Annotated in this window: 17 protein-coding genes; 6 read left to right on the plus strand and 11 right to left on the minus strand. The window is 58.2% G+C overall.

What is annotated here, in order from left to right; genetic code table 11:
* Window positions 1-89: 89 nt before the first annotated feature.
* Both QMG93_RS24595 and QMG93_RS24600 read left to right on the plus strand, forming a co-directional pair.
* Window positions 90-995 carry a M23 family metallopeptidase gene (locus tag QMG93_RS24595; RefSeq protein ID WP_281941174.1) on the plus strand — a complete coding sequence of 302 codons (906 nt, stop codon included), beginning with the start codon at window positions 90-92 and terminating at the stop codon, window positions 993-995.
* 119 nt (window positions 996-1,114) lie between these two features.
* Window positions 1,115-1,849, plus strand: a complete 735-nt coding sequence (locus tag QMG93_RS24600) for a WecB/TagA/CpsF family glycosyltransferase (RefSeq protein WP_281941176.1) — start codon at window positions 1,115-1,117, stop codon at window positions 1,847-1,849.
* A gap of 101 nt (window positions 1,850-1,950) precedes the next feature.
* On the opposite strand, the gene QMG93_RS24605 is transcribed toward QMG93_RS24600, so the two are convergent.
* From QMG93_RS24605 to QMG93_RS24615, 3 genes are all read right to left on the minus strand, one after another.
* Window positions 1,951-2,745 carry an ABC transporter ATP-binding protein gene (locus QMG93_RS24605; RefSeq protein ID WP_010497563.1) on the minus strand — a complete coding sequence of 265 codons (795 nt, stop codon included), beginning with the start codon at window positions 2,743-2,745 and terminating at the stop codon, window positions 1,951-1,953.
* A complete protein-coding gene (locus QMG93_RS24610) occupies window positions 2,745-3,659 on the minus strand; it encodes an ABC transporter permease (RefSeq protein ID WP_281941179.1) in 915 nt (304 codons plus the stop codon). Before QMG93_RS24610 ends, QMG93_RS24605 begins: the two co-directional genes overlap by 1 nt.
* 78 nt (window positions 3,660-3,737) lie before the next feature.
* Window positions 3,738-4,790: an ABC transporter substrate-binding protein gene (locus tag QMG93_RS24615; RefSeq protein ID WP_413789330.1), complete on the minus strand. Its 1,053-nt coding sequence runs from the start codon at window positions 4,788-4,790 to the stop codon at window positions 3,738-3,740.
* A 248-nt stretch (window positions 4,791-5,038) separates the two neighbouring features.
* On the opposite strand from QMG93_RS24615, the gene QMG93_RS24620 reads away from it, so the two are divergent.
* Window positions 5,039-5,227 carry a hypothetical protein gene (locus tag QMG93_RS24620; RefSeq protein WP_281941183.1) on the plus strand — a complete coding sequence of 63 codons (189 nt, stop codon included), beginning with the start codon at window positions 5,039-5,041 and terminating at the stop codon, window positions 5,225-5,227.
* A gap of 46 nt (window positions 5,228-5,273) precedes the next feature.
* On the opposite strand, the gene chrA is transcribed toward QMG93_RS24620, so the two are convergent.
* From chrA to pckA, 6 genes are all read right to left on the minus strand, one after another.
* Window positions 5,274-6,482 carry a chromate efflux transporter gene (gene chrA / locus QMG93_RS24625; RefSeq protein ID WP_281941228.1) on the minus strand — a complete coding sequence of 403 codons (1,209 nt, stop codon included), beginning with the start codon at window positions 6,480-6,482 and terminating at the stop codon, window positions 5,274-5,276.
* Window positions 6,483-6,754: 272 nt separating this feature from the next.
* Entirely contained in the window at window positions 6,755-9,118 is a 2,364-nt protein-coding gene (locus QMG93_RS24630) for a hypothetical protein (protein ID WP_281941185.1), read from the minus strand.
* A gap of 37 nt (window positions 9,119-9,155) precedes the next feature.
* A complete protein-coding gene (locus tag QMG93_RS24635; RefSeq protein ID WP_281941187.1) occupies window positions 9,156-10,334 on the minus strand; it encodes an ABC transporter permease in 1,179 nt (392 codons plus the stop codon).
* Complete coding sequence (locus QMG93_RS24640; RefSeq protein ID WP_108530590.1) at window positions 10,331-11,050, minus strand: ABC transporter ATP-binding protein; 720 nt, start codon at window positions 11,048-11,050, stop codon at window positions 10,331-10,333. Before QMG93_RS24640 ends, QMG93_RS24635 begins: the two co-directional genes overlap by 4 nt.
* Window positions 11,051-11,072: 22 nt before the next feature.
* On the minus strand, window positions 11,073-12,791 hold the full coding sequence (locus QMG93_RS24645; protein WP_281941191.1) for an efflux RND transporter periplasmic adaptor subunit: 1,719 nt from the start codon (window positions 12,789-12,791) through the stop codon (window positions 11,073-11,075).
* 203 nt (window positions 12,792-12,994) lie between these two features.
* Complete coding sequence (gene pckA, locus QMG93_RS24650) at window positions 12,995-14,578, minus strand: phosphoenolpyruvate carboxykinase (ATP) (RefSeq protein ID WP_281941193.1); 1,584 nt, start codon at window positions 14,576-14,578, stop codon at window positions 12,995-12,997.
* Window positions 14,579-14,808: 230 nt separating this feature from the next.
* Between pckA and QMG93_RS24655 the strand changes: the two genes are divergently transcribed.
* The 3 genes from QMG93_RS24655 to QMG93_RS24665 all read left to right on the plus strand — a co-directional run bounded on the left by QMG93_RS24655 (window position 14,809) and on the right by QMG93_RS24665 (window position 16,998).
* Window positions 14,809-15,492, plus strand: coding sequence for an RNA polymerase sigma factor (locus QMG93_RS24655; RefSeq protein WP_281941195.1), 684 nt, complete (start codon window positions 14,809-14,811; stop codon window positions 15,490-15,492).
* Between the two features lie 102 nt (window positions 15,493-15,594).
* Complete coding sequence (locus QMG93_RS24660; RefSeq protein ID WP_281941197.1) at window positions 15,595-15,966, plus strand: VOC family protein; 372 nt, start codon at window positions 15,595-15,597, stop codon at window positions 15,964-15,966.
* 222 nt (window positions 15,967-16,188) lie between these two features.
* On the plus strand, window positions 16,189-16,998 hold the full coding sequence (locus QMG93_RS24665; RefSeq protein ID WP_281941199.1) for a class I SAM-dependent methyltransferase: 810 nt from the start codon (window positions 16,189-16,191) through the stop codon (window positions 16,996-16,998).
* 73 nt (window positions 16,999-17,071) lie between these two features.
* Here QMG93_RS24665 and QMG93_RS24670 read toward each other — a convergent pair whose 3' ends face one another.
* Together QMG93_RS24670 and QMG93_RS24675 are read right to left on the minus strand one after the other, a co-directional pair.
* Window positions 17,072-18,688, minus strand: coding sequence for a glycosyl hydrolase family 18 protein (locus tag QMG93_RS24670; RefSeq protein WP_281941202.1), 1,617 nt, complete (start codon window positions 18,686-18,688; stop codon window positions 17,072-17,074).
* Window positions 18,689-18,868: 180 nt separating this feature from the next.
* Window positions 18,869-19,015: a DUF4023 domain-containing protein gene (locus QMG93_RS24675; protein ID WP_082420707.1), complete on the minus strand. Its 147-nt coding sequence runs from the start codon at window positions 19,013-19,015 to the stop codon at window positions 18,869-18,871.
* Window positions 19,016-19,177 lie beyond the last annotated feature (162 nt).

The following is a 19,177-nucleotide window of genomic DNA, read 5'->3' on the forward strand; positions in this document are numbered from 1 at the left end:
TAACGGCAAAAAATTAAGGCTCCGGTAAGCTGCTGTTTCACCCGAAGTAAATCCGGCTAGTTATACTTGAGCGAAAGGAGAGGATATGCATGTGGTTCAGCATTGTGATGTTATTTTTGACAAGCTTGTTTTTCCCCGTCTATTTCATGATCGAGCTCGGGCGGAAACGCCAGAGCAAGCTGGCGTGCTTCGGATGGTTCCTTATTGCCACCTCCTATGGCATCTACATTTTGAACGTCGGAAGGTGGGATTGGGTCGGCTATTATTTCCGCTACGCCCTCATCGCGTTCTGGCTTTATTCCGTCGTGCGCGCCGTAAGAAATAACCGGAACGTGCCGCTGTGGCCGCCGCGTTCTTTCGTTTCATGGGTAGGCCCTGCGCTGTCCGCAGTCTTCGCCGCGCTGTTTGTTTTTCTGGGCGCTTACGCGCTGACCGGACACCGAGCGTCCGAAGAGGCGGTCGATCTGCGCTTTCCGCTGCGCGGCGGTACTTATGACGTCGCGCACGGCGGCAGCCGGACGATCGTCAACTACCACCACGAATACTTGCCGCAGCAATACGCGCTGGATGTCGTGAAACTGAATGCCGGAGGCTGGAGAACAAACGGCATCTACCCCAACGAGCTGCAAGCCTATGCCATCTACGGCGATACGCTGTACAGCCCGTGCAACGGCAAAGTGCTGGAAGCGGTCGACGGGTTCGAGGACAGAGCGCCCACCCTGTCGGAAAAGCTGCCGGAAGGCGTGCCGCCCGCCGGCAATCATGTCGCGATCGGCTGCCTGGATACCAAAGTGTACGTCGCGCATATGCAAAAAGGCAGCGTGAAGGTAAAAGTGGGAGATACCGTGGATGTGAATACACCCATCGGCCTTGTCGGCAATTCGGGAAATACGTCGGAGCCGCATCTTCATATTCATGCGGAGCGTAACGGTGCGGGCGTGCCCATTACGTTTAACGGTGAGTTTTTGGCGCGGAACGGCTTAATCCGGCAGTAACCGGAGGGGCTAGCAGCCGGCATATTCGTCGGGAGCGGCCGCATCGGTCCTTTGCGGGATGTTCTCCTCCCCGGCAATTCTGTGGTAAGATGGAGGAAATGAACGTAGAGGAGATACCGATGCAAACCGTTTCCATTTTAGGCGTACCCTTTTCCAAACTATCTTTAGACGAAACCGTAAACGAGCTGCATCGCCGGCTGGACCGGAACGATCCGCAGTTGTTTCACCTGATTACGGCCAACCCCGAAATTGTGATGAATGCAAGAAAAGATAGCGAGCTGCGGCGCATTGTCGAGCAGGCGGACATGATTACGCCCGACGGCATCGGCATTGTCCTGGCTTCGCGGTTTAAGGGCGAGCCGGTGCCCGAGCGTGTAACCGGCTACGAGATGCTTCTCCGGCTTTTGGCGCTCGGCCACGAGCACGGATGGTCGTTCTACTTCTTGGGGGCCGACGAAGAGACGAGCAAGAAAGCCGTCGACATCATCAAGAATCAATACCCGGGCCTCAAGGTCGCCGGCCGGCATAACGGCTTCTTTACCGCTGACGATGAACCACAGCTCGTAGAGCAGATCGCAAGCGTCAAGCCCGACCTTCTCATCGTCGCCATGGGCGCGCCGCGGGCGGAAAAATGGATCTTCAAGTACAAAAGCCGGTTATCCGTCAAGCTCGCGATGGGCGTCGGCGGCAGCCTGGATGTCATCGCAGGCAAAGTCAAACGCGCCCCGATCGTCTGGCAAAAGCTGAATCTGGAATGGCTGTACCGCCTGCTGCGGCAGCCGTCCCGCTGGAGACGGCAATTGGTGCTTCCCCAATTCGCCATCCTGTTTCTGCTGAAAGGCCGCAAGAGTTAGCATTGCAAAAAGCCACCGAACCTTCACGGTTCGATGGCTTTTCCATCCTATCGGTTATACGGAACGCCTCGCCTGTTGCGCTGGGCGTTTTTCTTTTGCTCTTAACCGAGCACGACACGGTCGTCCGCAAGCTTGGTGCCGCGGATCCGCTCGAACTGCTGCAGCAGCCCTTCGATGGTCAGCCCCCGCTTCTCCTGCTCCGGCACATCCAAAATAATGCGTCCTTTATCCATCATGATGAGCCGGTTGCCGAGCCGGATCGCTTGATCCATATTGTGCGTGACCATGAGCGTCGTCAGCTTAAGCTCGGCGACGATCTGCTCGGTCAGCGACGTAATCAGCTCCGCCCGCGAAGGGTCGAGCGCTGCGGTATGCTCGTCGAGCAGCAAAATGCGCGGCTCGGTGAAGGTCGCCATCAGCAGGCTGAGCGCCTGCCGCTCTCCTCCGGAGAGCAGGCCGACCTTGGCGTTCAGCCGGTTCTCCAGCCCGATGCCGAGCCGGCTGAGCTGCTCGCGGAACATCGTCCGCCTGCGCCCCGTAACGCCGATGGCGAGCCCTCTGCGCTCGCTGCGCTTGTACGCCATGGCCAGGTTTTCCTCGATCGTCATCGTTGGCGCGGTGCCGGCCATCGGATCTTGGAACACCCGGCCGATCCATGCGCTGCGGCGGTACTCGGGCATCGATTCGACCTCGTTTCCGCCAATGACGACCTTCCCGAGATCCGGCGTCATCACGCCCGAGATGATATTCATGAGCGTGGACTTGCCGGCGCCGTTGCTGCCGATCACCGTGACAAAATCACCCTCCTTCAATTGGAGGTTAATATGCGATAAGGCGAGCTTTTCGTCCGGCGTCCCCGGATTAAACAGCTTGGAAACATGTTCGACGCGTAACATTATCGACCACCTCCCGCTGAAACGTTCCGGGCACGAGAATTTTCGAGATCGGCCGCCCGTTGCCGGATGACCGATTTTTGACGCAGCTTGCCCCGGATCATCGGGAGCGTCAAAGCGCCGATAACGATGAGCGCGGTCATCAGCTTCATGTCCGTCGGCTCCAAGCCGACGCGAAGCGCCATCGCCACGATCAGACGGTAAACGATCGCGCCCAGCACGACGGCCAGTGTCGCACGAAATACCGTCTTCGCGCCGAACAGCGCTTCCCCGATAATGACCGAAGCAAGCCCGATGACGATCATCCCGACCCCCATCGTAATTTCGGCGAAGGCCGAATACTGCGCGATCAAGGCGCCGGAGAGCGCCACAAGCCCGTTGGACAAGCTGACGCCGACGATGATCGTGTTGTCCGTGTTCACACCGAAGCTGCGAATCATCCGGGGGTTATCTCCGGTTGCTCTGAGCGCAAGGCCCAGGTCCGTATGCAGGAACCAGTCCAGTGCAAATTTGACAACCAGCACGACGATCGGCATGACCAACAGCAGCGGAACGTCCGTCAGCAGCGTATCTTCTCCAAGCAGCGGAATGTTTGCTTTCCCCATAATCCGCAGATTGATCGAATACAGCGCGATCATCATCAAAATCCCGGACAGCAGCGCATTCACCTTGCCTTTGGTGTGCAACAGTCCGGTACAAGCTCCGGCCACGAGACCGCCTCCGAAGGCCGCCAGTGTGGCGAGCGCCGGAGATACGCCGGAAGAGATCAAGACCGCGGCAATCGCGCCGCCGGTCGTGAAGCTGCCGTCCACCGTCAAATCGGGAAAATCCAAAATTCGAAACGTAAGATACACGCCGAGCGCCATAATGGCATACAGCATGCCGAGTTCCAAGGAACCTGTCAACGCGTCTTGCATATGTCCATCCTCCTGCAAAGAAATGCAAAAGTGACCTTGAGTCCGTTCGGAAGGTCACTCTGCCTGGGTCTTACGAAGTTATTTTGCCGAACCGCTGAGCAGGTTTTTCTTATCCTGTACTTTATTTTTCATAGAGTCGGTGACTTCGACGCCTTCCTGCTTGGCGGCATCAAGGTTAATGATCAGGTCAAGCTTGTCCGGGTAGCTGACTTTCATATCGCCCGGCTTGGCGCCGTTCTTGAGAATCTCGACGGCCATTTTGCCCGCTTGGTAGCCGTGATCGTAATATTTGAAGCCGTAGGTGGCGAGAGCTCCTTTTTCTACCGAATCGCGGTCGCTGGAGAAGAACGGAATTTTCTTGTCGTTCGCGAGCTTGATGATCGATTCGACGGCGCTTACAACCGTATTGTCGAGCGTGATGTAGATCGCGTCGACGCGTCCCACGAGCGATTCGGCGGCCTGCTTCACTTCGGAGCTGTTCGCAACCGATGCTTTGACGACTTGAATGTTATGCTTCGCAAACGCCGCTTCCGCCGTCTTCACCATGAACGCAACATTCGCTTCGCCTTCGTTCGCCACGATCCCGATCTTCTTGACCTTCGGGAAATCGGAAGCAATGAAGTCGATCAGCTTCGGAATGGCGTCCGGATGCGTATCCGCGGCACCGGTTACGTTGCCGCCCGGCTTGTCCAGGCTTTTAACGAGCTTCGCGGACACCGGATCGCTCACGCCTCCGAACAGCACCGGCGCATCTTTCACGTTCTGCACGGCGGCTTGAGCCGACGGCGTGGCGATGGCGAATACCAGATCTTTTTTGTCGGCGGCGAACTTCTGAGCGATGGTCAGGTTCGTTGTAGCGTCGCCTTGCGCGTTTTTGTAATCTACGTCCATGGTCACTTTGTCGACAAAGCCGCCGTCCTTAAGTGCGGCCAGGAAGCCTTCGCGCGTCGCGTTTAGCGACGGATGTTCGACAATTTGCGAGATGCCGATTTTGACAACTTTCTTGTCCTGAGGCTTGGAAGCGTCTCCACCTCCGGACGAATTGGCGGGTGCCGGCGCTTTGGTCCCGCAGCCTGCGACCAGCAGCGGTACTGCGATCAGCAGGGATAACAGTTTAGCGGATGTTTTCAATGATTTCGGACCTCCTGGATTTAACGTGTACATGCTTTAAAGCGATAATGTTATCATAGTATGAGGGTGGTCATCCGTCAATCCATAATTGAACATCTGCTAAATTTAACAAATTCCAAAATGAAGCTTTCGCGCCCGGATCGGAACGGCCAATGGAATCATTTCCCACCCGTTCCGTGCGGCAGGTTTTGACGTTTCGGCAGCGAAATTTATTTCATTGTCGAAATCTATGTAAGCCCCGGAGGCGAATGCCCGTGAAAACTGCAATCCTGGTTGTGCTGATGCTGTTGTACCCGCTTTTTTTGCGTTGGGTGCATATTACCGATCTGCGCGCCATTCCACTTGTCGTCCCGTATGCGCTCGGCGCGCTGTCGGTCATGGTCCTGCTTACGGAGCTTGGCAAAGGAGCCGCTCGCCTGTTCCGCAGAAAAAAATAGCCCGGACCTCGGGCGGGTCGCGAGCCATGATGTCTGATGTGCAGGTTTAGACCAATCCCAAGGATAGCACCCATCCGAAAAAGGCGCTTGTGAGGACGATCGCCCAAGGCGGCAGCTTCCAGAAGACGAGCAGGCCGAACAGAACGGCAGCCGCCGCGAAGTCGGCAGGAGTCCGCACGGCGGACGTCCAGATCGGATCGTACAAGGCCGCGAGCAGCAGGCCGACGACGGCGGCGTTAATGCCCGTCAGCGCCCCTTGCATGCGCGCATGCGTCCGCAAGGCGTTCCAGAACGGCAGCGCGCCGACGACGAGCAGGAAGCCAGGGAGAAAGACGGCGGCTGTCGCCAGCGCGGCTCCGGCGCCTCCTGCGGCCGCAGCACCGAGATAAGCGGCGAACGTGAAGAGCGGTCCCGGAACCGCCTGCGCCGCGCCATACCCGGCCAGAAACGTCTCCGGGCTCACCCAGCCCGCAGGGACGACCTCCCGCTCCAGCATGGGCAGCACGACGTGCCCGCCGCCGAAGACGAGCGCGCCTGCGCGGTAAAAGCTGTCGGCCAGCGCGAGCCCCATGCCGGGCGCCGCCTGCCGAAGCAGCGGCAGCGCGACAAGCAGTACGGCGAACAGCGCGAGGCTGATCGCGCCCGCGGTCCGGCCGACCGGTACGCGAACGGGCTCGGGCGGCGCTTCGGCCGCCCGGCGGAACCGCCATGCCCCGAACAGGCCGGCGGCGGCGATCAAGGCCACTTGCGTGACGGCGCTGGGGGCCAGCAGGGCGAACGCGGCCGCCCCAACGGCCAGCGTGGCGCGAGGCCGGTCGGACGCCAGACTGCGGCCCATGCCGAGCACCGCCTGCGCGACGATGGCAACGGCGACAAGCTTCAGCCCGTGCAGCCACCCGGCCTGGGCGACGGGCGTCCCATGCAGCGCAAGCGCAAACAGTGCCATGGCGAGAGCGGACGGGAGCGTGAAGCCGAGCCAAGCGACCACCCCTCCAAGCAAGCCGGAGCGGATGATGCCGAGTCCGATACCGACCTGACTGCTGGCCGGCCCGGGCAAAAACTGGCACAAGGCGACCAGATCGGCGTAGCCCCGCTCGTCCAGCCACTTGCGCTTGACGACATACTCGTCCCGGAAATAACCGAGATGCGCCACCGGTCCACCGAAGGAGGTCAGCCCCAGCTTTGCGGAAGCGGCGCCAATTTCCAGCAGCCGCAAAAATCCGTTGTGAGCCTGGGACGATCCGGCGGAGTTCATATCTTCTTCATTCCGCAGCGGAGCGGATGTGCCATTCGGACTTGCAGCCACGAGGAGAAAACACTCCTTTTTTGTAAGCGAAGGTTAAATTTGGTAGTCACTTTTTCATCAAAACAGATTTGCTGTTCCGATTCAAGTTATTTTTTTGTGATTTTTCTCATCAACCGGTCATAAGCGGACTCGACCGCTGAAAAAGAAGGCATCCTCCGGCTGTGGCAAGCACGGCCGGGGATGCCTTCTTTTGCTGTCCCTCTGTTTGACAGAGGGGGCATTTACGGTTGGAACTCTCTGACCATCCGTTTGGCCGGTCCGTTCGGCGTATCGATCGTTTCGTATACGCGGATTGTCACGCCCGATTCGATCTGCTCCGTCTTGACGTTCGTGAACGAAATGCGCTGCGTGCCGGTAATCAGTTTCTGCGTGCCGGTGAAGCCGGCGGATTGCGAGCCGAGCACCCGGCCGAGCCCGTCGACAAGCTCGAACTCCATCTTCGAAAAGTTCTGGTCGATGATGACCGGCTCCCGCTGCTCGATCGTTAGCGACAAATTCAGATGATACGAATAGCCGGTCGACGTGCTGTAGGTCGTCGCCAGATTGTTCGCATCGATGTTGACATCGAACGGATAGAAGCTGATTTTGCCGTATTCCTCTTCCCGCTGCGCGGCGACGCGGAACGTGCCGAGATCCAGCTTGGCCGGCGCGATCGCTTTCGGATCCGTCACCCGGAAGGCGATATTATCCCCTTTTTCGTCCGCCGGCACCATGAACGAATAAGCGACGACATAGCTTGTTCCGGGCATGATGGTGGCAGCCGCCGTCGTCTGCCGGACGCCAGGGAAAGCCAGCCCTTGCGAGTTCAGCAGCTCCGTGCCGATGTCCGGAAGCGTCAGGACCGAGCTTCCGCGGTTCGTGTACTTCACTTTGGCTATGGCCGTTTTGTACCCGTAATCGGTATTTTCGTGCAAATGCAGCTCGACAAGCGACATGTCCAGCTTCGAGTCGATCAGGCTGCTTGCCGCAAGGGGCAGCGGCGTACCGTACTCGTAGCTTTTGGCCGCCATCGTCGGGTTGTACTGCTGCGCAGCGCCTTGGAGGCCGACGACCATAACCGGCCGCCCGTCCGTCTTCGAGCCGGATGCCGTGCCAGACGAGGAGCTTGTTGCGCCGCTTCCGCTCGTCCCTGTCTTCGTCTGTCCGCTCGTGCCGCTTGCGGCATTAGTACCGCCCGTGCTTCCCCCCGCAGAGGACGAGCCCGAAGCGGAACCGCCGGCGGACGAACCGGACGTTGTGCCGGATGCGCTTGTTCCCGTGCTGGCGGCACTTCCCGCGGCGCCGCTGTTGGCCGTATTCGCACTTGCAGACGTGTTCCCGCCGCTGGCGGACGCTGTCGTGCCCGAGCCGGCGCTTGTCCCTCCCGCATCCTCCTTCACACGGACCACAAGCTGCGCTGCATTCGGCTCGACGCCGGACGGGAGCAGCGCCGTGTAGCTGAACGATACCGCCGCTTTCGGCGCCAAATAAGCGTCTCGCGAGGAACGGGCTTCCGAAGCTGCTGCCGAGCCGTCTTTGCCGAACTGGTAAGCTCCGGTCAGCGCAGGTACCGCGATCATCCGGTCGCTGTCATTGCGCACCGTCACGGTGGATTGCATGAGCACGCCGTCTTCCTGACGGATGGCCGTCGCTTTCTCGGCGACGACCGTCAGTCCGCTGCCCGTTCCGTATCGGGCCAGCGGCTTCTCGCTGCCGAGCTTGACCGCCGGCGGAAGCTCGCCAAGCGGCAGGCTGCCGAGCACCTTATCCTCGCCCGCATCCGACGTCACCAACTGTAAAGTCAACGGACCGACGGACTGTTCGGAAAGCTCTGCCTTGACGGTCCGCTGAACGGTTTCATTCGGCAGCAGCGAAGAATTGTCGGAGCCGGAAAGGGCGGCGGCAAGCGTGCGTCCGTCGGACGTCAGCAGCCGGTATTGAAGGCCTGATGGAAGCGTTACTTCCGTTTTGCCGCTGCCGGTCACATACAGGTTCATATACAGATACGGCTTGCCGTTCTCTACGACGCGGAAGCCGTCCCCCTGCACGAACGTCAGGAATACATCCTCCTTGGCTGCAGGGTCTGCGTCTTTGAGTCGCACAATGGTCTGCGAAGCCGTTGATACCCCTCCGGGGAGCGAGTCCGTCACGGGCAGCGCGCCGATGTCGCGCGTCTGATCCGCCCCGCTTCCGTCCCAGGCGTACAGGTCCACCTTCAGCCCCTCGGCCTTGATGCCCGGCGCAAGCTGGGAGTAAAAATCGAACGTCTGCTCCTTGCCCGGCTGGACGCGGGCGCTTTGCTTGCTGCCTAGACGCGCCGGATAGCGATTCCCTGCCGCATCCACCACCCGGACGCCGTAGCCGTTGAAATCGACCGCGCCGTTGCCGCCGTTATGAAGCTTCAGCGAGAACTGCATCAGCGGCGAATCGCCGCCCGCGGCAAGCGATGCGTTCTCCAGCGTAAAGTAAGTATCGTTCGCTACGAAAACGCCCGGCTTTCCCGCATAAACGGCCGGCGCAGAAGCCGACAGGCATACGGCGCTTATCGCCAGCGCTCCGAGCCAAGCCGTACGGGACGGTTTCGTTAACATTTTTAAGCTTTTCAAAAGCTGTTCCTCCTTTAGTAAAAACTGGATGTCAAGATTAATCGAAGCGGAGCGCGTCAATCGGACGAAGCTTGGACGCTTTGTTTGCCGGGTACAAGCCGAACACGACGCCGACGAGCACGGAGAACAGGAACGCATACAAGCCGATATCCATCGACAGCTTGGTCGTCTGATTCGGATTGATCATCGGCCAGACAAGTGCCAGACCGCTGCCGAGCAGCAGCCCGATGAGGCCGCCAATGCCGCTGATGACCGTCGCCTCGACGAGGAACTGCATAAGGATGTTGCGCCGCTTCGCCCCAATCGACTTGCGGATGCCGATCTCCCGCGTCCGCTCGCTGACCGTGACCAGCATAATGTTCATAATGCCGATGCCGCCGACAAGCAGCGAGATGCAGGCTACGCTGATCAGTTGGTTCGTGAGCGTACTTGATGCGGCGACCCGCGCGTTCATCAGCTCATCCTGATTGATGAGATTGAAGCCTTGGTCGCTTTTGAATTTATAGGTCAAATACTGCTTGATCGTATCTTGCGCTTTGTAGATGTCTTCCTTCGTCGGCGTATCGATATAGGTCGTCCGGATATTGCCGAGCTTGAAAGTGCGCTGCGCCGTCGTGAGCGGGACGAAAACCGCGTTGTCCATCGATGTCCCGCCTGCCCCGGTGCCTTTGCTTTTCAGCTTGCCGACCACCGTGAAGACGACGCCGTCGATGTTGATCTGCTCGCCCGTCGGGTCGAGTGTGCCGAAATACGTTTTCGACACCTCGCTGCCGAGCACGGCAACCGGGTTGCGGAATTCAAGATCGGCGTCGACGATAAAGCGTCCGGTCTCGAGCTGGCCTTTCATAATGCTGAGATAGCGGTCGTTCGTGCCGGTCACCGTAAACTTCTCCTGCGTCCGGTCGTACTTGATATTGGAGTTCGCTTTATTGATCGTCGGGGCGATCGACGAAAACTCCGGCAGTTGCTCCAGCTGCATCAGATCGTTGTAATCAAGCTGCTGCGCCCGCCCCGTTCCCAGCACGTTGACGACGAGCATGTTCGTGCCCAGGTTCTCGTACTGCTTTTCGATCTGGTCCGACGTGCCCCGTCCGATCGCAACGAGCGTGACGACCGAGCTGACGCCGATAATCACGCCGAGCATGGTGAGCATGGTGCGCATCGGATTGGACAGCACCGTCCGCAGCGCCATGGTGATCAGTTCCGTCGATCTCATGCCGTCACACCCGCCGCTCCGGCCGGAATCTCCGCCAGTCTCTCGTCACGGACGATCAGGCCGTCCCGGATCGATACCACGCGTTTGGCGTTCTCGGCGATATGCAGATCGTGCGTGATCAGAACGATGGTATTGCCCTGCTCGTTGAGCCGGATAATCAGCTCCAGCACTTCCTTGCCGGTCTTGGAATCGAGCGCTCCCGTCGGCTCGTCAGCCAGCATCAGCGACGGGGACACCGCCAGCGCGCGCGCAATCGCTACCCGCTGCTGCTGCCCCCCGGACAGCTCGCTCGGTTTATGATGGCCGCGCTGGCCCATTCCCAGCAGCTCAAGCATCTGGAGCGCCGTTTCGCGGCGCTTCTTGGCCGGCACGCCCGAGTAGAGCAAGGGCAATTCCACGTTTTCCAGCGCCGTAAGTTTGGGAAGCAGATTGAATTGTTGAAAAATAAATCCGATTTTTTTATTCCGCAGCTCTGCAAGCTGGTTGTCCGTCATCTTCTCGGTAGCCACGCCGTCCAGCTTGTAGGAGCCGGAGGTCGGCACGTCCAGCAAGCCGATCGTGTTCATCAAGGTCGACTTCCCGGAGCCGCTCGGCCCGACGATGGCGACGAAGTCCCCCCGCTCCACTGTGAGCGACAGGTCGTTCAATATGCGCAGCTTTTCCGCGCCCCGTTCGTATTCCTTCGTAATGTGCTTCAGCTCAATCATCGGTTCCATGCCGGGATTCCTCCTTTCGCCGTTATCTGCCGGATTGGCCGCCGCCTCCGTTGGAGCGGTTCCCGCCCCCTGAGCCGCCCGTGCCTCCTGCACCGCCTCCGCCTGGAGCAAACTGGAAATTGCCGCCGCCCGGAAATCCTCCGCCTTGGACGCCCTGGAACTGCTGGCGCAGCCTGTCGATCTCGGCCTGGCTCAAATTTTGCCGCTGCTGCCGCACAGGCACGACGACTTTGTCGCCTTCCTTGAGCCCTTCGGTAACCTCCACATCCGTTTTGCTGCGGATGCCGATCTTAATCTCCTTCTCTTCCCGCTTGCCGTCGGGCCCTTCCACGGTAACGAACCGTTTGCCTTTTTGCTGCTGGAGCGCCTCCATCGGCAGGACGAGAATGTCCTTTTTATCCTGGATCAAAATGTTCGCCGTTCCCGTCATACCGTAGCGCAGGTCGCCCGTGTTTTTGACCGCCACCACTGCGTCGTAGAACGTCACCCCGTTGGTCGTCGTGCCGACCGTGGACACCTGGGTCACTTCTCCTTCAAATTTGCGCCCCGGCAGCGAATCGACGGTCACTTCCGCCTTCATCCCGCTCTTCACGCTCGGCAGATCGAGCTCGTCGACCTGAATGGGAAGCTGCATGAAATCGAGGCTGGCCACCGCGCCGAACAAGGTCGTCCCTTCGACTTTGGCCCCTACCGGATAGCTCGCCAGCACATTCGTTTTCTTGTTGGCAAAATCCGTAGAAAATACCCCGTCAAAAGGCGCCTTGAGCGTCAATTGGTTTAACTTGTCCTCCAGGCTCGTAATCGTCGCCTTCTGACGCTCGATCGTCGCCTGCTTGTTCAAAATATCGCCGCTTAGCGTGTCGCTGCCGATCACGGCGATCAGATCGCCTTTGTCTACATGGCTTCCGGACTTGACTTTCAGTTCGCGGATGCTTCCGTTCGCCCCAGCGAACACCGTCTCGGTTTTTATGTAATCCAGCGCAGCCTTCTCCTGCGAGTCGACGCTGCGTCCGCCAATCGTCGCCGTCCCTTTCACTTTCATCCCGGCATCCAACGTCCCGTCGTTCGCTACGGTTACTTCGACATCGACCAGCTTGGCGCCGGAGCTGTCCGACCTCGTTAAAGTTCCTACAGAAGCGATCGTCCCTGTCTTCGTCAACAGGAAGCCGTCGGGAGCCAAATCGAGCGCATCGCCCTTTTTCAGCTGCGAAGCATCCTCCAGCAAAAACGGCAGCTTCACCGTTAACGAGGACAAGTCCGCAATTGTGCCGATACGGCTCGATTTGGTCGTGTTCGAGCCCGTGTCCAGGTTGCCGGACAACGTCAGTTTGCCGCTGATCGGAGCGGTGATGCGCATATTCCCCTGCTGGGTCTGCAGATCGTTCAAATCATTTTCCATCTGTTGAAGGCTCGTTCGCGCCTCCTGCAGGTTCGTTTCGAGCGCCGGATCGGCGATTTCCACCAGGACGTCCCCTTTTTTCACCGGCTGGTTCCGGGTCAGGTTCATCGTCTTGATCGTTCCGTCTGCAGGAGCGATAATGTTCTGCATGTCTCTTGCCTCAAACTGGGAAGTGCCGGATACCGTTGACCGGATTTCCCCCTTTTTGACCTCGACCGTCTTTTCCTGTACGCTGGCGGCCGACTTTTTCGGTTTTTGTTGCAAATACACATACGTTCCGGCTCCGACCACCAAGAGGCCGAGGACGCCGATGATCCATTTTTTGTAGCGCAGCCACGCCATCCGCGTATCTCCTTTCTGAATCGATGTAGCATTGATCACCTCTTTCAATGTAGCATCCGTTTGTAAAAAAAAAGTGAAAAGTCGCTTAATCCCAACTTAAAGTGAGAGCGGCGGCCTAATGCTGCGAATAAGAAACGCCAAAAAGCCCGCAGCAACGATAAAATCGTTGTTGCAGGCTGGTACTGACGTATTCCAAATTAAGTTTAACTCAAACGAGGACCGGCGCCGCGAACTGCCTCAGGCGCATCTGCGAACTTCCCGAAGTTCTGGACGAACCGTTCAGCAAGCTCCCGGGCTTTGGCGTCGTAAGCTTGTTTGTCCTCCCACGTGCTGCGCGGCTGCAACACTTCGTCCGGTACGCCGGGAACGTGGCTTGGCACCAGCACGCCGAATACCGGGTCCGGAATAAACTCCGCTTGCTCCAGCGTGCCATCCAAGGCTGCCGTGACCATCGCGCGGGTGTACGCCAAATTCATTCGCTTGCCTACCCCGTAAGGCCCTCCCGACCAGCCGGTGTTCACCAGGTAGACGCGGGATTCGTGCTTGTCAATCTTGCGTCCCAGCATTTCGGCGTAGACGCTCGGACTCAGCGGCAGGAACGGCGACCCGAAGCAAGCGGAGAACGTCGCCTCCGGCTCCGTCACGCCACGCTCCGTCCCGGCCAGCTTGGACGTATAGCCGGACAGAAAATGATACATCGCCTGCTCCTTCGTCAGCTTCGCAATCGGAGGCAGCACCCCGAACGCGTCCGCCGTCAGGAAGACAATCGTCTCCGGATGTCCCGCCGTACCGGGGATCACCGCGTTCGCTATCGATTCAAGCGGGTAAGCGGCCCGCGTATTTTCCGTGCGGGAGCCATCATGGTAATCCGCTTCCAGCGTGTCCGGGCGCAGCACCACATTTTCCAGCACGGCTCCGAACCGGATCGCACTCCAAATTTGCGGCTCCTTTTCTTCGGTAAGCCCGATGCACTTGGCGTAGCAGCCGCCCTCGAAGTTGAACACGCCGCGGTCCGACCAGCCATGCTCGTCGTCGCCGATCAAACGGCGGTTCGGGTCGGCGGACAGCGTCGTTTTGCCCGTGCCGGACAGTCCGAAGAACAGCGCCACGTCGCCCTTGTCTCCTACGTTGGCCGAGCAGTGCATCGGAAACACGCCGCGGAAAGGCAGCAAATAGTTCAACACGCTGAAAATCGACTTCTTCATCTCGCCCGCATATTCCGTGCCGCCGATCAGCACGATGCGCTTCTCCATCGAAACGGCGATGAACGTGCCGGATTTCGTCCCGTCTGCGGCAGGGTCGGCCTGCAAGCCGGGCAGCGCAATCACCGTAAATTCCGCGCGGTGCTCCTTCAATTCCTCCGCCGTCGGCCGAATGAACAGCTGACGCACGAACAGATTGTGCCACGCATATTCGTTTACGACGCGAATCGGCAGCCGGTATTCTTCATCCGCACCAGCGAAGCCGTCAAACACGTACAGCTCGCGTTCCTTCATATATTGTGCCGCTTTGGCTAATAAACGATCGAAGTGCTGCTCCGCCATCGGCTGGTTGACGGCTCCCCAAGCGATGTGGCCGTCGACGGAAGCCTCCTGCACGATATATTTATCCTTGGGCGAACGGCCCGTAAATTTTCCGGTAAAGGCCCGCAGCGCCCCGCTGGATGCAAGCTCCCCCTCCTGCCGCTTCAACGCGGCTTCAACCAAAACAGGAACCGACAAATTATAATGAACGTTCCCCCCGGCAAGAAGCGCCGCCGTATCGAAGCTGTACTCCGTCGTTTTCATGTAATGCCCCAACCCTTTCTGTCTTCATGTCATTCTCATTTATTGTACACTATTCATTTATATATTGTATACTATTTGATCATAATGTTCACGGTTTATACTAATAATTCCGCAAACGTAACCAATAATTAGGGTTTTATACGAAAATTGCTTACAAGGAGGTATTTGTTTCCTTTTGGAGAAATATTAGGTTGAGCAATCCGAATTTGCGGGTTTGTCGGGGAGGTACTATGCGCCACATTCAATCCGTCTTGAACAAGTACTGTTTGAAAATCACCGGTTCGCATTGGGAAGCCGAAGACCTGGCTCAGGAAGCTCTTATTCGCGTGCTGCAAGTGCTGCGCGAGCAGCCTGACCGTCCGATTAGCAAAGCGTATTTATTCCGCATCGCCAAAAACCTGTGGATCGACAAGCAGCGCAAAATGATGCGCCAGCCCGCCGTGCCGCTTACAGACGCTCACTTGGCGCAGCTCGCTTTTCAAGACAACCGGCTCCGGACTCGCGAGCTGCTGGAAACGCTGGCTCACCGGCTTCCCGTTAGCCAGACCGTCATTTTGCTGCTGATGGACGTATTCGATTTTACGGCGCGGGAGACCGCAGCGATGATCGATTCTACGGAAGGCGCGGTGCAAGCCGCCCGGTCCCGGGCAAGGAACAAGCTGAGAGCGCTGGCGGCAGAGCCTGCGGAAGCGGACGGCCCGCAGCCAGGTGAACGGCAAGCCGCTCCGCCCGCAACGTTGTTCGAAGCCCTTGTCGACGGACTTCGGGGGCGAAACCCCGAGGCGATTTACACCGCGTATTTGCGGCTGAATCGACAAGGCTATCGAATCGGCGGCATACACAGGCTGGCTCCCGACAAATTGTACTTTACCGTCGAGGACCTGGATGGTAACAAGCTGATGGTGAGCACATGAACCTTTTTTGCGAAACCGTGTACGGTTTTGCCCTCGGCTTCCGTTTCTTGTTACGGGAACCCGATCTTCCAAATCCAACGCATCCAAAGGAGGTTTTTTCAGATGAGCAAACACATCAAACGGATCGACACCGTCTTTGTCCCGGTTACGGACATTTCCCGGTCGAAAGAATGGTACATGAACCTGTTCAATTTCCGGATCGTTTATGAAAGCCCGGACGGCAGCTATGTCGGCTTCCGGTTTAACGAACCGGGTCCGCTGCAAACGGGACTCACCCTGTATCAAACGGACCAGCTTCCCGAGTCGCGGCATATAGCCTTTAACTTTTACACTACGGATGTCGATGCGTCGTACGCTTATTTTACGGAGCGGCAGGTCCGCACATCCGAGATTCACGGAGCAGGAGGCATGCGCTTCTTCGACGCATGGGACCCGGACGGCAACGCCATCGGCGTCGTGACGTTCCCGGAATAGCCGCACAGAAGATTACTTTGCACGAAAAAAGGGGGTATCCGGAAAAACGGATAATCCCCTTTTGCGGTATAAAAGGAGCGGAAATATTCCGGTTCCCGCCACGCTACCGAACCTCATTTATGTAACTGTCCATGACATAAAAATAATTTTTCATCATGAACGAATATTAAAAATTTACCTAATCGCCAATTGAAATATACTGTATTCAGGAGGCGATTTAGGATGAATGAACAAGTGAATTTCGGAAACGTCTCGCAGGATTATGCCCGCTACCGCGACGAACTGCCTGCGAGGCTGGCCGATTGGCTGGAAACCCACGGCGCCTTGAAGACCGGTGCACGAGCGGTCGATCTCGGCGCCGGGACGGGAAGCTTCTCCCGGCTCTTGGCCGGCCGCGGGGCAGCGGTGACCGGCATCGAACCGTCGACCGAAATGGTCGGTGAAGCGCGCCGCGTCGCAGACGCTAGCGACTCTTCCGTGGTCTATGTGCAGGCTCCTGCGGAAGCAACCGAATTGCCCGCAGGCCTGTTCGATCTGGTCACGGCCGCACGCGCATGGCATTGGTTCGACCGCCAGCAGGCCGTCCTCGAAGTACGGAGGCTGCTTAAGCCGGGCGGCTTCCTGGCCGTCGTCGATTCGGTCATCTTGGCGACCGAGAGCGAAGCGGTCCGCGCAACGTTCGAGCTGATCCGCAGGCAGATGCCGGATGGCAAGCTGAAGGCTCCAGGTTCTATGGCTGAAAGCCCGGAGCGGCGCAACGGGTTTCCCTTGCGATGGTATGACGAATGGGCGGAGAGCGGTTTTCGGGAAAAAGACAGCGGACAATTCGACTACGAGCTGCATTTTACACCGGATGCCTGGAGAGGCAAGGTCCGCTCCATCTCCTGGTTCTCCCAACTGAATACGGATAGCAGGCAGCAGGTCGATCAAGAAATGGCCGGGCTGTTCCGTAGCGTGACAGAGCTGACGATCCCCCACCGTTGTTCGTTCGTCCTGCTTCAAAAAGAAGAGCGCCCCTCAGCTCTGCTCTAGCCCCGCACAAGCCAAAAAGGCCGCACGCCCGACGATCTGTCCATCAGCGTGCAGCCATTTGCCTTTTTGCGTTTTAGCGCTTGGCTATCGTATCCCAATCGGCTGCGGTCACATTCCCCATATGCCACAGCGAGACGCCTTTTAGTCCGTAATACTTGGCCAGCCACAGCTTCTTTGCGATGCTGTCCGCATCCTCGTAATAGATCGTATGGCTTCCGCGCTCGTCTTGAAAAGCGATTTGCTTCAGAAAATAAGGATAAGTGCGGTTCAACGCTACGCCCGGGGAAGCCATCCGCTTCTCCACCTCCGCGATTTCCGGCTGCGCCAGCGTCACCTTTCCTCCCGTCGCGACCCACTGATTCGCCTGCTTCGAGATGCCCAGCACCAGCTTCTCTTTAGGAACGGAGAGGAGCGCTTGCTTCACCGTATCGCTAACCAGCGGCAGCGGAGCCGATGGAAGCCCGGAATCTTGATGCGTGAAATCGTATGCCATCAAAATGACGCTATCCGCGACCTCGCCGATTCCGCGCAGGTCATACCCTTTATAGTAATATGTCGGCGGGACGGCCACCGTTAACGTTTTGCTCCCGAGGCCCTCCTTCACTTCACGCAAAAACGCCACATAGTCCGCTGCAGCGCCCGCTTCCTTCAGCCCCTCCAGGTCGAGGCAAACTCCCGTGAACGCCTCTCCTGATTCGGATAGCACGGATTTTAGCGATTCGACAAAGCTTTTCCGCGCCGCAGCATCCCGGAGAAACTCCTTCACGCGATCGCGCGGCTCGGTCGCGAAAATCATCAGCTCCTTGCCGAGCTTCGCCCGGGTGGCGGCATCGACGGGCTCCTGCCAGCCGTCCGGAAACCGGTACTCCGTCGACTTCGTATCCAGCTTCGCGCTTCCGGCTCCCTCGTAGGATAAACGGGACCAGCCGAACGCGGCGCGATCGAGCAGCGGCATCCGCTGGATGGCAGAGTATGAACGGATCGCATAGAAGCCTGTAACTTCTAGCTTTTGCTGCGCAATTCCGGCATTCAGGAGCCGGTACATCGTCGCGGCGGCTTCCTTGCGCGTCAAAGAGCTGGCGGGACGAAACCCGTTCGCATCGCCTTCCATGATCCCTTGGCGGACGGCAAAATAAACGTAGGGCGCCAAACTCTTACTTATTGCCCCATCATCGGAAAAGCGCCGCAGCTCCCGCTCCTTCGTCCATTCGGCTTCCGTCCAGCGCTTCGCAACATCGGGCGTTTCCAAGCTCAGCAAATATTTTCCGATGGCGGCGGCCACTTCCTCCCGCTTCACCGCAAGTTCCGGACGAAGCGCCCCCGACGCATCCGGCATAAAATCGATCCACTGCTTATTCAGCGCCTCGGTAATATAAGGATAAGACCAGCGCTCCGCCGACACATCCGTCAGCTTCGCATCCGCTTTGCCCTGAACGTTCCCGGCATCCGGCCGCGCGGCATTCACGAGCAGCTTGACGAACGCTTCCCGGGACAGCGAATCATTCGGACGATACGTCAGGTCTTCGTAGCCCTCGATCACCCCGAGCGCAGACAAGGAGTATACGGCGTCCTCGGACCAGTCCTTGGGCGCCAGATCCGCAAACGGCTTCAACTGCGCTTCATAAGCGGAGGCCGTTCCCGCAGCCGCCAGCAGCATTCCTGCCGCCAGCAGCGCCATTTTCTTCATCATTCCTTCTTCCCCTCTCTATGGTAGCGTAAAGTTATACGTTACAAAGAGAGAGGTGGTTGCGCTTGGACTGGCTGATGGCTGTCTGACAACTGACTGACACCAAGCTGACGTCCCTGTCACACGCCGGATCCATGCAAAAGCCCGACGGATCAACGCTTCCGGCGGGCTTTCAGTACGGTATCAGTCTTGGTTGCTTTTCCGCTTTGTCGGCAACTGCTTCCCGGGATGGCCTTTCCCCTGATGCTCCCGGTTTTTCTCATCCTTCTCCTGCGTTTCGTGCAGCTTGTCCAGCCAAGCTTCCGTATCGCCTGCCAAATCGTCTCTCATTTGCACTATTCCTCCTTTCGTCGTCGGTATTATGCCCTTGCAGCCGAAAAATATGGGGCAAACACCTGACTCGCAACGAATTGGCCCGCGCGATACCGATACGGATAAATATTTTATTATTAAATTTTTTTTAGATTTATTAATTTATTGCTCACCGATCCG

This window comes from Paenibacillus tyrphae (assembly GCF_027925525.1).
Taxonomy (GTDB): Bacteria; Bacillota; Bacilli; order Paenibacillales; family NBRC-103111; genus Paenibacillus_G; species Paenibacillus_G tyrfis_B.

Coding starts and splice junctions, on each gene's coding strand:
- QMG93_RS24595 (WP_281941174.1), top strand. CDS start 90: ATGTGGTTCAGCATTGTGATGTTATTTTTGACAAGCTTGTTTTTCCCC.
- QMG93_RS24600 (WP_281941176.1), top strand. CDS start 1,115: ATGCAAACCGTTTCCATTTTAGGCGTACCCTTTTCCAAACTATCTTTA.
- QMG93_RS24605 (WP_010497563.1), bottom strand. CDS start 2,745: ATGTTACGCGTCGAACATGTTTCCAAGCTGTTTAATCCGGGGACGCCG.
- QMG93_RS24610 (WP_281941179.1), bottom strand. CDS start 3,659: ATGCAAGACGCGTTGACAGGTTCCTTGGAACTCGGCATGCTGTATGCC.
- QMG93_RS24620 (WP_281941183.1), top strand. CDS start 5,039: ATGCCCGTGAAAACTGCAATCCTGGTTGTGCTGATGCTGTTGTACCCG.
- chrA (WP_281941228.1), bottom strand. CDS start 6,482: ATGAACTCCGCCGGATCGTCCCAGGCTCACAACGGATTTTTGCGGCTG.
- QMG93_RS24635 (WP_281941187.1), bottom strand. CDS start 10,334: ATGAGATCGACGGAACTGATCACCATGGCGCTGCGGACGGTGCTGTCC.
- QMG93_RS24640 (WP_108530590.1), bottom strand. CDS start 11,050: ATGGAACCGATGATTGAGCTGAAGCACATTACGAAGGAATACGAACGG.
- QMG93_RS24645 (WP_281941191.1), bottom strand. CDS start 12,791: ATGGCGTGGCTGCGCTACAAAAAATGGATCATCGGCGTCCTCGGCCTC.
- pckA (WP_281941193.1), bottom strand. CDS start 14,578: ATGAAAACGACGGAGTACAGCTTCGATACGGCGGCGCTTCTTGCCGGG.
- QMG93_RS24655 (WP_281941195.1), top strand. CDS start 14,809: ATGCGCCACATTCAATCCGTCTTGAACAAGTACTGTTTGAAAATCACC.
- QMG93_RS24660 (WP_281941197.1), top strand. CDS start 15,595: ATGAGCAAACACATCAAACGGATCGACACCGTCTTTGTCCCGGTTACG.
- QMG93_RS24665 (WP_281941199.1), top strand. CDS start 16,189: ATGAATGAACAAGTGAATTTCGGAAACGTCTCGCAGGATTATGCCCGC.
- QMG93_RS24670 (WP_281941202.1), bottom strand. CDS start 18,688: ATGATGAAGAAAATGGCGCTGCTGGCGGCAGGAATGCTGCTGGCGGCT.
- QMG93_RS24675 (WP_082420707.1), bottom strand. CDS start 19,015: ATGAGAGACGATTTGGCAGGCGATACGGAAGCTTGGCTGGACAAGCTG.